Source organism: Flavobacteriales bacterium (assembly GCA_025210295.1).
In the GTDB taxonomy this organism is placed as follows: Bacteria; Bacteroidota; Bacteroidia; order Flavobacteriales_D; family Parvicellaceae; genus S010-51.
Genome location: JAOASC010000026.1, coordinates 97874 through 111355, shown reverse-complemented (window position 1 = coordinate 111355; position 13482 = coordinate 97874). Strand labels below are relative to the sequence as shown.

Genomic DNA, 13482 nt, shown 5'->3' with positions numbered 1-13482 from the left:
AATCCAAAAAATGATTTAAGAGACCTTTCCTACAACACATTTTTTTTAGTAGTTAACTTTATTTAACTTTAAAGCTCATTTGAAACCTATGAAGTCTTCATTAATCATAACATTGCTCTTATTATCCGTTCAGCTGTTGGCACAAATTAAAAATGTAATGTTATTAGACAATTGGGATGATAATGATTTAATTACGACTTATGATGATGAATCTGTCTTTAATGAATGCTGGGGATTTGTTCATAATAATGAAGAGTATGCTGTAATAGGCTCTACAGTTGGAACTCACTTTTTTAGAATTACTCCTACTCATCAACTCCAATTAATCGACTTTAAAGAGGGAAAACATTCAAGTCATGAGATTATCCATCGAGATTACCATGATTACCAAGGGTATTTATACGAGGTTGCTGATGAGGGACTTAGCTCTTTGCGTATTTATGACTTACAATATTTACCTGATTCTGTACACATTATTTCTGATAGTGATAGTCTGATTGTTAGAAGCCATAATATTTTTATTGATTCCAGTGCTGCCCTCTTATACTCTTGCGGTAACACTAGTCACGCCGACATTGATGCATTAAAAGTTATTTCTCTAGCTGATCCTACTCAACCTACTCAGGTGTATGATTACAACTTTATTAATTATGTGCATGATATTTACGTAAGAAATGACACCGCTTATTTAAATGTTCCTGGAGACGGCCTAATTGTCTTAGATTTTAGTAATCCTACAATGCCTATTCCGTTAGGAAATTTACCTTATTATGTAGACCAAGGGTATACTCACTCAGGCTGGTTAAATGAACAAGGGAACCTTTATGTTTTGTGTGATGAAAACCAATCCAATCGCTTTAAAGTCTGTGATGTTTCAGATTTATCTAATATAGAAGTTTTGGCGGCGACTAAGCCTGAAACCTATGAGAATACCATCCCTCATAATGTCATGATTCGAGATAATTTGGCCTATTTTTCTTATTATAATGATGGCTTACAAATCTACGACATCTCAATACCTGATCAACCTGAGAGAATTGCTTATTATGACACTTACGACGGTCCTGACAATGGAGATTATAGAGGTGCATGGGGAATTTATTGCTTATTCCCAAGTGAACGAATTTTAATTTCTGACCGTAAAAATGGATTATTTTTACTTCGGCACACACCTCCTCCCGAAATTCATCCGGAAGATCAAGATGCTCACGGTATCTATCCTAATCCTGCTAACGGAGAGTTGGTTTACTTCTATTACGACCAACCTGTTAACTATAATTTTGAACTTAAGATTTATAATGATCTTGGGCAACACATTGAAACCTACAATGGCAATCAAGATTTCTTAAAACTTTCAATAGAACATTATGCACAGGGAGGCTATATCTATGAGTTTTATAGTGCTGAAAATGACAAAAGGTTATCAGGCAAATTTATTAAACGATGAGTGAAAACAAACGTTCTTTTTTTGAAGACGCTAAAGCTGTTGCGCGATTAATTCCTAAAGGACGAGTTTGTTCCTATGGAAGTATCGCAAAATATTTAGGTGCTGAGAGATCTGCTAGGATGGTTGGCTGGGCAATGAACAGCATCAAGCCAGAAGAAAATATTCCTGCACATCGTGTTGTAAATCGTAAAGGCTTATTGACAGGCAAAAAGCACTTCAATGGTAAACACACCATGCAAGAATTATTAGAGGCAGAGGGAATCACTATAATCGATCATCAAATTCAGAATTTAGCAACTGTTTTTTGGGACCCCTCAATAGAATTACTCTAAAAATTATCCTCCTTTTTTCTTTACTTTATATCCGCTTGCCAATAATAAATCAGCAACTTTATCCCTTAGCTCTCCTTGAATTATTATTTCTCCATCTTTTGCAGTACCTCCGACTCCACACTTGGACTTTAATAGTTTACCTAAGTCTTTTAAATCTTCTTCGGCACCAACAAAGCCCTCAACTAGTGTTACAGCTTTTCCTTTTCGTTTTTTACGATCGATTGAAACATACAACAACTGTTCTCCAGGAACTAACGTTTCCTGTTCTTCATCTTCTTCGTAATCGTAGGAAAAATCTTGATTAGTAGAATAAACGATCGCTATTCTTTTCTTCTTATTTTTTCCCATTCCCCCTTATTGTTTTACAATTTTTAGCGTTGCTTTCTGACTGGCGTTATTCACATGAACAACATAGATTCCATCAACTAAATCGCTAACACTAATAGTCGTTTCTCCAATATTATTTACACGACTATATACTTGTTTCCCCTCTAAATTAAAGATTGTAACTTCGTAAGGTTGTTCATTATTGGATGCTAATTTTATAATATCACGACTTGGATTTTCACTTTGTAAAGTCATCCAACCATCAACTGCTTCAAACTCACTGACACTAACCAATGAGGCTTTTGAATATTTACTAAAGAACTTCCAAATTTCTGTACTTGCATGGAAATCTTGATTGGTCACTTTTCCTGGTATTGAAAATGCTCCAGGCCATGTATGCCCTCCATTTGTAATTTTATAATGTACCACTTCTGCTCCGCTATCTCCATTTAAATAATCGTATCTTGTAGCTGTACAACCATCTGTTGTGTTAACATCTGGTACTGGCGTTACTACAGGTGTTGAGGAACAGTTATTATGCCCTACCCAATAGTTGATTAGGTTATTGATTCCCAAATAAGCAAATGTTTCTCCATTATATTTCACAGTACTATCTGAAGTTCCATGAATTTGCATTACGGGTACAGGTCTAGTTACGGTATTTAAGCCCGTCTGCGTTAGCACCATAGATCCTGTAACTGAGGCTACAGCAGCAATTTTATCACTTAATTGCCCTGCAAGTGTTAAACTCATAAACCCACCATTACTCATTCCTGTACTGTAAACTCTATCTTCGTCAACATTATATTCTGTTGCTATAGAGTCTATTAAATTACTGATAAAGTCGATATCATTAACTGATGTTCCAAAGTTTGCATTCCAATGTGTTGCAGAACCACTTCCTGGCAAAGAACCTACTGTTCCTTGAGGTAAAAGAATTAAAAAGTTTGCGGTATCAGCGATGGGTCTAAACTCCCCATACATAATTTGCTCATTGTTATTACTTCCTAAACCGTGTAAATTTAATACAACAGGAACTGGTGTTGAACCATCATAAGATGCTGGAGCATACAATTTATAAGTACGATACCCTCCTCCATGCATGATACTATCGTTAGTTGTTGTTTGAGCAGTTAAACTTAAGCTTGCTAAAATTCCTAGAGCGCTAATTATTTTTTTCATAGTTAATTAATATTCGATCACTTTAAATTGTGACAAGTTAGTAGAATCTAGTAATTGCTTTAATTCTAGTTCTAATTGTAACATCTTTTTTAGGGCGATTGATTCTTGTTCTCTTTTTAACGTATCAGTAATTCTACCCCAATTTACATTAAATAAATAAATTGTATCAATATTTCCCTTAAAATTTGTTTCATAAGCTTCTCCATAAGAGAAACGCTGCAATTCAGGATAAGCTAATTTTAATCGTCTTTCCAACTCTAATACATTAAGTTTAGAGGTTTGTAACTTGATTAGTTCTCTTTTTAAGAAATCTCTTTCTTCAGCTACAGAGCTCAGATCAGACAATTTAGACTCATACATGGTTTGCAAACGAATAGAATTGGTATCTACAAATTGTTGCATGCTTTGGTTTTGTTTGATCTCTAATTCTACTTTCCCAATATTATAATCTTGTAAGTAAGACTTCCAACGGCTAACTTCTCTTTCTTCTAGATAAGGTCCTTGAACCCATAATGTAATCTCTGGCTCTCCATCGTTAAAATCGACTTTAGGTGTAATGTGCACATCAGGATTATGTCTCGATAAATACGAAATATATCGCTGAGTCTCTCGATTAAAAATAGACTCATTGATAATATTCACAAACCCTATTATACTTGGGATTACCACTAATAATAATGAACCAAAAATAATCCACTTGACTCTTTTCTCTCTTTTTTTATCTACAAAATCGACCAATGGAAAACGTAACATCCAAATGGTAACAATAGTCGATAATCCAATAAATACAGAATTTAAGATAAATAAGTACAACGCACCAAAAAAGAATTCCCAATTATGATTAGCCAACCCATAACCTGCTGTACATAACGGCGGCATTAATGCTGTGGCAATTGCTACCCCTGGAATAATAGTCATAGCAGAACCTTTGTTACCTGATGCCGCAGCAATAATACCAGCTAACCCACCAAAAAATGCAACCATTACATCTAAAACTTGTGGCTGAGTTCTTGCTACTAATTCTGAGGTTACCTCTTTTAATGGCGTTAGCCAAAAATAAGCCCATGAAGCAATTAAACTTACACCAACCATAATTCCGAAATTAATCAAGGAAGTGATCAATGTTTTAATATCGTTGGTTGCTAAGGCTAATCCAAAACCTCTAATTGGCCCCATCAAAGGAGAAATCAACATGGCTCCAATAATTACTGCTACAGAATTGGCATTTAACCCAATAGAGGCTACTATAATTGAGCATACTAAAATCCAAACACTTGAGCCAGAAAACTCAATTCCTCGTTTTATATTTCTCGCAGTGATTTCTACATTAACTTCCTCTTTAATTGAAATCAAGCTTTCGAAAAACTCTTTCACTTCTCTTAGAAAACGCTTGAAGAAATTCTCTTCTAACTGAACTGCTGACGCTTCAGAACTTTCTGGTTGTTCTTGGTTTTGTGGTGCTTCGTTGTCTCCTGATTTTATTTCCATATTGTATTGATAACTTGCGCTAAAATAATAAAATAGCTGGTTTTTTGAAGAAAGTATTTTATTTTAGAGAAATCTTATCAAAAAATTAACAATGTTTAAACAAGTTTTTCTTTTATTATTTTTCTTGACCTCCATTTTACAAGTTGCAGGAGAAATCTTCCATAACGACTTTTTAATTTTCGTTTTTAAACCATTACTGATGCCCCTTTTATTGTTGTGGTATTTCTATAACACCAGTAAAAACAACCGAAAATCAGCGATTGTTACCGCGCTCATTTTTTCCTTTCTTGGCGATACATTTTTATTGTTCGTTTACCAAAATGAACTGTTCTTTTTATTGGGGTTAGGTTCTTTTCTAGTCGCACAACTTGCTTACGTAGTTACATTTAATAAAGACCGTATAAAACATCGTCTACCCTCTGGTTTTATCGCATTGATTCTGCTCTTTTTTGTCTTTTATATTGGAATCCTATTCTATAGCATATCTGAAAACTTAAATGATTTCTTAATTCCTGTTATCGTATACGCTTCTGCTGTAGGTCTTATGGGAATTACGGCAGCTTTTAGATACCTATCTGTAAACAACAGCAGTTTTATTCAAGTTTTTATAGGAGCTTTCCTCTTTGTGGTTTCTGATACTTTTATCGCTTTAGACAAGTTTTTATATTATGGAGAATTGGCCTACGCTTCTGTAATCATAATGTCGCTCTATATTATCGGACAGTTTTTTATTGTACGAGGGACACTCGCATTGGAGGATTGAATAGGGAGGTAATGATGGAATGATACAATAATGGAATGGGGGACTTTATGGGACTAAACAAACAATAAAGGGCATCCAAACAATAACAACGTAAAAACCTCATCAAGACTTACCGAATTATAGTGATATATTACGATAAAAAAGGTACAGAAAGCGAGTTATAGTAAAACGAGGTGAACAAAAGCTCTCATAATGTTATTACAACATTCCTCTAGATTTAATTTCTAGGTATTTATTAATTGTATTGACTGTTAAATCTTCCGGCTTCGTTAAAATACTCTGAATTCCATGACGATTAAGTTCTTGAATCATTTTTTTCTTTTCTAACGCAAACTTTCCAGCCATTGTCTTCACATATATATCTTTTACATTTTTACTTTGTTGATTGGCTACATCAACAATTTCAGTATTTTCGAAAAATATAACGACCAATAAATGTTGTTGACTCATTTTCCTTAACAACGTTAGATTACGTTCCAAAGCATAATGACTTTCAAAGTTGGTAAACAAAAGAATCAGGCTTCTTCCTTTAATAATGTTTCTGGTTCCATAGTACAAACTTTCATAATTAGATTCTAAATAACGTGTTTTCTGTTTATACAACACCTCCATAATTCTTCGCAGTTGTATGCCTGTTCCCTCTGCTGTAACTCTGGAACCTAATTTATCTGAAAAAGTAATAACGCCAGCCTTATCTCCTTTTTTTAGAATAATATTTGACAACACTAAACTAGCATTGATAGCATGATCTAATAATGATAGTCCCTCAAAAGGCATTCGCATAGAACGACTTTTATCTACCACACAATATACTTGTTGTGCCCGTTCATCTTGGTATTGATTAACCATCAACTCTCCTCTTCGACTAGTAGCTTTCCAGTTAATTGTACGTAAATCATCTCCTTGAACATAGTTTTTAATTTGTTCAAACTCATTGTTATTACCTAAGCGCCTTACCTTTTTTATTCCTTGAAAAACAGCTGTTTGTGAAAATAATTGCAGCTCATATTTTTTCATTTGTAAGATCGAGGGATACACTGCTACTTCCTGACTAGCTTCAACCTGCACTCTTCTTTGTACTAAACCAAATACTGTCGCTACAAAAAGATTGATACTTTGAAACAGATACATTCCCCGCTTAGTTGGTCTCAAAGTATAGCTTAATAACTTAGATTCCCCACCTCCTAAACTAATGCTTTTCTCGAAATCTCTAATTTGAAACTGATAAGGTATTTCGTCGATGACCTTAAGTCGAATAGGAATAGTATAATTGCTTTCAATAAGAAGCTCCACATTATTAACATCTCCTAATGACAAGGGGGTATTTACTGTTCGCTCAGCTTTTATTTTTGCTTTATTAAAAAATAAAATAAAAACATCTAAAAAGGTCACTGCTAATAACCCCACCAGAGCTAATTGTGCAACTGGAAATAAATAAGCAAAAGGAAAACTTAAACAAAACAAGACTATTACTCCTAACCATAAAAGGAAGAAGCGATTTGATAAGTAAAACTGCCGAAAGAATTTTAACATTAAATAGTTTGTTTTCGAGCAGAAAATTAATCATTAATCACGAGAATGTCTTCATTTAGTTTTTTTTTTTTAGATACTGGCTTAAATAATGAGATAATTAGCGAATGAGATGATTCTACATTGACAACTAAGTATTCTCTTTATTCTTTGTTCTCTATTCTTTGTTCTCTATTCTTCGATCTCTATTCTCTACTCTAATTTACTTATACTCTCATCCACTAATTAGTTAACTCTTTTTGACTAAACCCTAACTCCCATAACGGTGACATCGTCGATCTGCTCTTGTTGACCTCTCCAGCTTTCAAAACGAGCATGAAGACTTTGTTCTTGTTCTCTCATGGGTTGTTGATGAATCGACATCAAGAATGACCTAAAAGGTTTTGCTTTAAACTTCTTTCCACGTTCTCCCCCGAATTGATCGACAAAACCATCTGAGAATAAATAAAATACATCTCCATCCTCTAAATGTGCACTGTTTAACGTAAAAGGTTGAGAACGATCACCATACTCTCCTATTGGCTGTCTATCTCCTTTAATTTCATACAAGTAGAGCCCTCCCTCGTCTGACAAAGGTATTGCTGTTGCTTTATTAATTCGTTTGGACGGGTTTTTACTGACAATCCATACGGGATTATTAGCTCCTGAGAAATACAACATTTTAGTATTATTATCCAACACTGCAAAAGAGATATCCATCCCGTCTTTCATGACATGTCCCTCCTTATTTGTTAAAGTCAATTGAACCAGACGGCTTAGTTCATCCAAAATCTCATTAGGTACATATATTTGTTTTGAATTATAAATTTCATTTAATAAAATAGTACCAACCATAGATATAAAGGCTCCTGGAATTCCATGTCCTGTACAATCGGCTACTGCATATCCATGATACTCATCTTTTTGCTCTATCCAATAAAAATCACCTGATACTTTTTCTTTGGGATTAAAATATATAAATGACTCTTTTGTCAAATCCTCTATTTTTAAAGACGGTAATACTGCCTGTTGAATTAATTCGGCATAATCAATAGAATCATGGAGTTCTTTGGTGGTTTCCGCTAACTTTTCATGGGCAACTGCTAACTCTTTCTTTTGAGCTTCAACAGCTGCTCGCTGCTTTTCTATTAGAGCGTTTTGTCTTTTAGTAATTTGCAATCTTCGATAGATATAAAATAAAAACATCGCCACTAAAGCTAATACAATAACAATGGCCACAATGAGGATTAATTGTTTTGCTTTCTCTTCTTTTTCTAATGCTAATTGCTGCTCAAAAACGGCCTTATCTACCTCTTTCTTTTTCTCATATTCATATTGGGTCTGATTCTTTATCGTCAAGTATTGGGTTTCTTCACTAAAAGAACTGTCTTGCATTTTTATGGCGAGCTTTAGCATTGGCAGGGCATTATTTACATCCCCCTCTTTTTCGTAGATTTTAAAAAGCAATAACGAGGCGTCTTCCAATAAAGAGGGATACCCTAAATATTTTGCCTTTTCAAAACATTGCTCCCCAAATGTTTTAGCCGTTGTTAAATCTCCTTGTTCTAAAAAAATAGAAGCTATACTATTCAAACAATGCACTTCATCTTCTACATATTGTATTGTTCTGGCTATTTCCAAGCCTTTCTGATAATAGACAACTGCAGAATCTAGCCGTTCTTGCCCTTTATAATAGTTCCCAATATTGATCAATGATATAACTATTCCATCTTTATTCTCAATGGCTTCATCAATTGCCAAAGCTTTTAAGTAATAGGTTAACGCTTCTTCTTCTTTCCCTTCTTCTTTTTTTAAGATCCCAAGGTTATTGTATACACTGGACACTCCTTTCTGATCGCCTAAAGAATCTCGTATTTTTAAACTTCGACGATAAAATTCATAGGCACTTTTATATTCTTTTTGAGAAGAATAGAGCGCCCCTATATTATTTAGACTAATCGCAATGTCTTTTGGAACACCTAAACGTTCTCGAATTTTAAGGCTCTTATGATTATACTCTAGCGAACGTTCTATATCTCCCAAACTATTATACAAAGCAGCAAGATTACTCATTAAACTTGCTTGTGCCTGGAAATTGGAAAGCTTTTTATTTAACTCTAGTCCATTGTGATAATTTTCCAAGGCTTTGAGCACGTCGCCTGACATATAACAAACGTTTCCCATTGCATTATAAACATTTGCTTGGCTTTGTAAACACACCTTAAGAACGGTAGAGTCTTTATCTCCTATTTGCTGAACAAACACTATTGTTTGCTCTCCATAAAATAGTACACTATCAAAAATGGTTGGGTAAAAAGCAATAGCTAATTGCTCATGAGCTTTGGCTACCACAGAATCATTCCTCGAATTTTGTATGACAGTTTTTAAGCTATCAATTTTACCAACATCTTGTCCTAATATAGCCTGAATGCTAATCAAACAAAGTGTGATATAAAAAAGTACTTTCATCTAATTACTAGAAATCAATTCTATAGTAGAAGATTGGTAAAAATCCTAATTGGTAATTTTCACGAATAGCGTCATTTCCTATTTCGTTTGCTGATGGCGCATAAGTTAAGTTCAAAATATTTTGTTGATTAGTTACATTTACCAAATCAAATGCTACCTCATGGGTCACTTTCTTTGCATTCTTCTTAAAACTAATTTTAAAGTCTAAACGTAAATAATCTTGGAACTGAAACTCATTAAACTTATCATCTTCAAAAATAATATCTCCTGTTAACGTTGTTTTAGCAATATCTACATTTCCATATCTTTTTCCTCCTCCCCAAGTAAATTTAGTTCCTAAACCGATAGTTCTATTTTTAGACAGTTCAAACTCTTTTCCAGCAAGGATATTAATCGCAAAATTATTATTAAAACTAGTATTATACTCTACTCCATTGCTTCCTTTAAATTTTGAGTCATATATTGCTCCTGTGGACATCGCATACCAATTATTACTAAAATATTTCTGAAGAGTAAATTCTATACCGTAATTTCTTCCTGTACCGCTATTAGTCAATGTATCTGGGAATAACCTCGAAAACCCACTACCGCCATTAATTAAAGAAAAAGCTGAAGGTCTAACCTCAACAGGAATATTACTCAATTCCTGATAGTAAGTTTCTAACTTTAGGCCTATTTTTTTTGATAATTGACGGGTGTATCCTAACACTGAATGAAAACTTTTGTTCATTCCCATCTCTGTATTGTGTGGGGTTTGATTCCCAGGAAGAATGTAGTAATAAGTATATACAGGTTGGATTTGACTATGTATCCCTACTCCAGCACTTATTGCATTTTTATCATTTATTGTCCATTTCATACCTCCTCGAGGCTCTATTCCTGAGACCGTATTATTTAAGGTAAAATATGAATAATGCAATCCAGCAGTAAAGACCAAATTATCTGTAGCTTTATATTTATAAGATGCATAAGGCTGAATTAACGCAAAAGATTCGTCAGCATCCCACCTTTTATTCCATACATAATTAGCAGTATCTAAGATACTATCTCGTAGGTTTGCAATAAAAAAATCGGCATTATACCCTGCTTTTAAAACCCCTTTCTTCCCCACCTTAGTATTTACAAATGAAGAACTGGTAAACTTTGTCGTATTAAACGTAAACTTCATATAATTAGTCACTGAATCTAATCTAAAATCTCCTGCTTCATTAGCTACAACTCGATGCACTAATTCGTGATGGGATTTTTGTTGTTCTCTCGACATTGCAAGTGTAGACTTAACATAAGTATTCTCATTTAATGGTTTAGAAAATGTAATTCCTCCAACAGCCATTCCTGTACCAAAATGTTGGTCTTTATCATTTTCTCCATAAGTATCTAATTCTTCTCTATTTTTTTGTTCACTAATTAAAATATCAATATTACTTAAACCACTCATTGACCAAAGTGATACATTCCCTCCTTTTTTTAGTGGGAAATTTAATTTAAAGTTTAAATCTTGATAATAAGGGATCGCAGACGTCCCTAAATCTAAGCCTAACTTCCCAAAAAAGACTAAAGTAGAATAACGATACATCATTAGAAATGACGAGCCTTTTTCTTTTGAAATAGGCCCCTCTGCTAAAAGCTCAGTCCCAAACAGCCCTAACTGTCCCGTAAACTCATAATTTTCATTATTTCCAGCACGTAAACTCAGATCAAATACTCCTGAAGTACTGTTTCCAAATTCAGCTGGGAAAGCCCCTGTAAAAAAGTCACTATTGCCCAATATTTTATTATTAATAATACTTGTTGGACCTCCTGTTGAACCGGATACTGAGAAGTGGTTAGGGTTAGGAATATCCACTCCTTCCACTCTATATAAAACTCCAAGAGGAGAGTTCCCCCTAATCACAATATCATTTCTACTATCATCAGACCCTGAAACACCAGCAAAATTACTAGCCATACGCGCTGGATCTCCTCTACTACCAGCATATCTCTCGGTTTCTTCAACTGAAAAAACCTGAGCACTCACCACTGCCATTTCATTTTTTACATCCCTCCCATTACTTGACTCTATCACGACCTCATCCATCATTAAAGCTGACTCTTCTATGGAAACATTGAGTACCACTTCTTTTGCAGAGTTTACAATAACTGTTTTTACTTGTGGAGTATAGCCCATGTAAGTAATCTGTACCTGGTGTCTTCCATAAGAAACATTTTCTATTTTAAATTTTCCATTCATATCTGTTGCCGCCCCCAACAATTGAGTAGTATCTGAAATGACGACAACATTAACTCCTGGAAGTGGAAACTTAGACTCTAAATCGACTACTGTCCCTTTAATCGTTTGTTGAGCAAACAATGTATACGACAATAAAACAAGCCCTAATATTAAATAATTTTTCATTTAGCGTTTCATTTTTATGAAATACAAATCTATTAAAATAATTTAGACCTCAAAATAGTTTCATTTTTTCCCCTCTATTATTCAATAAAAAGTTTCAACTACATCAAACCAAAGAAAATAAACCACACATTATGAGCCTATTAACACATCCAACTACCTATGATGGTAAGGTTCATTCTTTAAAATGGTAAACCCTCTATACAACTGTTCTTTAAAAAAAAGTCGTACCATTTGATGAGAAAATGTCATTGGAGACAATGCTATTTTTGAATTAGCTCTCCTATATACTTCTTCGCTAAAACCATAGGCACCACCAACAACAAAAACGACTTTTCTCACACCTGAATTGAGTTGTTTTTGAATAAACTGACTAAATCCTATGGAGTGATATGCTTTCCCATTTTCATCTAATAGTACCAGATAATCAGCATTATTCAATTTGTTTAAAATAAGTTTTCCCTCTTTTTCTTTTATTTCTGACTCGGATAAATGCTTGGCTTTTTTTAGCTCAGGAATCACCTCTTCTTCAAATCGAATATAGTGCTTTAGTCTTTTTTCATACTCTAGCTCTCCCTCAATAAGGTATTTCTTATTCGTTTTTCCAACAACAATTAGTTTTATTTGCATACATCTTATTTTTTTCAAAAAATTAGAATCAAAGACTTTTATTAACTTTGGCAAATATAACGATAACCTATTAACATGGAAATTAAAGACTTTGTGGCCTTAGCCATAGAAGAAGACATCAAAGATGGAGACCATTCTGCATTAGCTTGTATTCCTAATGATGCACGTGGAAAAGCTAAGCTTTTGGTAAAAGAGGGTGGTATAATCGCAGGAATTGAAGTCGCTAAAGCGCTGTTTAAAGCTTTTGATGAATCTGTTGTTTTTGAGCAAATACTTAATGATGGTGATCAAGTAAAATATGGTGACATTGCTTTTTACATAGAGGGGTATTCTCAAAAACTACTAGGATCAGAACGATTAGTACTGAACATTATGCAACGTATGAGTGCAATAGCTACGTTAACCAATAAATTTGTAATAGAGATTGGCGAACTACCAACTAAAATTCTAGACACCAGAAAAACAACTCCTTTAATTCGTTTTTTGGAGAAACAGGCCGTAAAAATAGGTGGAGGAGAAAATCATAGAATGGGATTGTATGATATGATTATGCTCAAAGACAATCACATTGATTTTGCTGGAGGAATTAAAAATGCAATTCTTAAAACAAAAAAATACCTAGCTGACAAAAAACTAGAACTAAAGATTGAAATAGAAACAAGAAACCTTAATGAAGTAAAAGAAGTTCTTGCTATAGGAGGTATCGATCGTATTATGTTGGACAACTTTTCACATGAAGACTTGAGAACTGCTGTACAATTAATTGATGGAAAATACGAAACGGAAGCATCTGGCGGCATCAAACTATCAACAGTTAGAAGCTATGCTGAATGTGGCGTTGACTATGTCTCTTCAGGAGCTTTAACACATTCTGTTCACAATTTGGACTTAAGTTTAAAAGCTGTATAATTACCGTAAACATTTAAACAAATAATATAAAAAC

General features: G+C 34.0%; 11 protein-coding genes. 4 read left to right on the top strand and 7 right to left on the bottom strand.

The window, feature by feature from the left end; translation table 11 throughout:
* Positions 1-88: 88 nt before the first annotated feature.
* Both N4A35_07615 and N4A35_07610 read left to right on the top strand, forming a co-directional pair.
* Positions 89-1447: a choice-of-anchor B family protein gene (locus N4A35_07615; protein ID MCT4581270.1), complete on the top strand. Its 1359-nt coding sequence runs from the start codon at positions 89-91 to the stop codon at positions 1445-1447.
* A complete protein-coding gene (locus tag N4A35_07610; GenBank protein MCT4581269.1) occupies positions 1444-1779 on the top strand; it encodes an MGMT family protein in 336 nt (111 codons plus the stop codon). The genes N4A35_07615 and N4A35_07610 overlap by 4 nt, the downstream gene beginning before the upstream one ends.
* 3 nt (positions 1780-1782) lie before the next feature.
* Here N4A35_07610 and N4A35_07605 read toward each other — a convergent pair whose 3' ends face one another.
* The 3 genes from N4A35_07605 to N4A35_07595 are packed head-to-tail and all read right to left on the bottom strand — an operon-like array spanning position 1783 to position 4776.
* Positions 1783-2127, bottom strand: a complete 345-nt coding sequence (locus N4A35_07605) for a translation initiation factor (protein MCT4581268.1) — start codon at positions 2125-2127, stop codon at positions 1783-1785.
* Between the two features lie 6 nt (positions 2128-2133).
* Entirely contained in the window at positions 2134-3288 is a 1155-nt protein-coding gene (locus N4A35_07600; GenBank protein MCT4581267.1) for a T9SS type A sorting domain-containing protein, read from the bottom strand.
* A gap of 6 nt (positions 3289-3294) precedes the next feature.
* Complete coding sequence (locus tag N4A35_07595) at positions 3295-4776, bottom strand: DUF389 domain-containing protein (protein MCT4581266.1); 1482 nt, start codon at positions 4774-4776, stop codon at positions 3295-3297.
* A 91-nt stretch (positions 4777-4867) separates the two neighbouring features.
* Between N4A35_07595 and N4A35_07590 the strand changes: the two genes are divergently transcribed.
* Positions 4868-5539, top strand: a complete 672-nt coding sequence (locus tag N4A35_07590) for a lysoplasmalogenase (GenBank protein ID MCT4581265.1) — start codon at positions 4868-4870, stop codon at positions 5537-5539.
* 198 nt (positions 5540-5737) lie between these two features.
* On the opposite strand, the gene N4A35_07585 is transcribed toward N4A35_07590, so the two are convergent.
* The 4 genes from N4A35_07585 to rlmH form a co-directional block, all read right to left on the bottom strand.
* Positions 5738-7072 carry a DUF58 domain-containing protein gene (locus tag N4A35_07585; protein ID MCT4581264.1) on the bottom strand — a complete coding sequence of 445 codons (1335 nt, stop codon included), beginning with the start codon at positions 7070-7072 and terminating at the stop codon, positions 5738-5740.
* Between the two features lie 240 nt (positions 7073-7312).
* On the bottom strand, positions 7313-9517 hold the full coding sequence (locus N4A35_07580) for a tetratricopeptide repeat protein (protein ID MCT4581263.1): 2205 nt from the start codon (positions 9515-9517) through the stop codon (positions 7313-7315).
* 7 nt (positions 9518-9524) lie between these two features.
* Positions 9525-11912 carry a TonB-dependent receptor gene (locus N4A35_07575; protein ID MCT4581262.1) on the bottom strand — a complete coding sequence of 796 codons (2388 nt, stop codon included), beginning with the start codon at positions 11910-11912 and terminating at the stop codon, positions 9525-9527.
* A gap of 153 nt (positions 11913-12065) precedes the next feature.
* Positions 12066-12539 carry a 23S rRNA (pseudouridine(1915)-N(3))-methyltransferase RlmH gene (gene rlmH, locus N4A35_07570; protein ID MCT4581261.1) on the bottom strand — a complete coding sequence of 158 codons (474 nt, stop codon included), beginning with the start codon at positions 12537-12539 and terminating at the stop codon, positions 12066-12068.
* Positions 12540-12614: 75 nt separating this feature from the next.
* Here rlmH and nadC point away from each other — a divergent pair, with 75 nt between their 5' ends.
* Positions 12615-13448, top strand: coding sequence for a carboxylating nicotinate-nucleotide diphosphorylase (gene nadC, locus N4A35_07565; protein MCT4581260.1), 834 nt, complete (start codon positions 12615-12617; stop codon positions 13446-13448).
* Positions 13449-13482 lie beyond the last annotated feature (34 nt).

Excerpts from the sequence above, each read along its gene's own strand:
- N4A35_07575 (MCT4581262.1), bottom strand. The coding sequence starts at position 11,912 with ATGAAAAATTATTTAATATTAGGGCTTGTTTTATTGTCGTATACATTG.
- nadC (MCT4581260.1), top strand. The coding sequence starts at position 12,615 with ATGGAAATTAAAGACTTTGTGGCCTTAGCCATAGAAGAAGACATCAAA.
- rlmH (MCT4581261.1), bottom strand. The coding sequence starts at position 12,539 with ATGCAAATAAAACTAATTGTTGTTGGAAAAACGAATAAGAAATACCTT.
- N4A35_07615 (MCT4581270.1), top strand. The coding sequence starts at position 89 with ATGAAGTCTTCATTAATCATAACATTGCTCTTATTATCCGTTCAGCTG.
- N4A35_07610 (MCT4581269.1), top strand. The coding sequence starts at position 1,444 with ATGAGTGAAAACAAACGTTCTTTTTTTGAAGACGCTAAAGCTGTTGCG.
- N4A35_07585 (MCT4581264.1), bottom strand. The coding sequence starts at position 7,072 with ATGTTAAAATTCTTTCGGCAGTTTTACTTATCAAATCGCTTCTTCCTT.
- N4A35_07590 (MCT4581265.1), top strand. The coding sequence starts at position 4,868 with ATGTTTAAACAAGTTTTTCTTTTATTATTTTTCTTGACCTCCATTTTA.
- N4A35_07595 (MCT4581266.1), bottom strand. The coding sequence starts at position 4,776 with ATGGAAATAAAATCAGGAGACAACGAAGCACCACAAAACCAAGAACAA.
- N4A35_07600 (MCT4581267.1), bottom strand. The coding sequence starts at position 3,288 with ATGAAAAAAATAATTAGCGCTCTAGGAATTTTAGCAAGCTTAAGTTTA.
- N4A35_07605 (MCT4581268.1), bottom strand. The coding sequence starts at position 2,127 with ATGGGAAAAAATAAGAAGAAAAGAATAGCGATCGTTTATTCTACTAAT.
- N4A35_07580 (MCT4581263.1), bottom strand. The coding sequence starts at position 9,517 with ATGAAAGTACTTTTTTATATCACACTTTGTTTGATTAGCATTCAGGCT.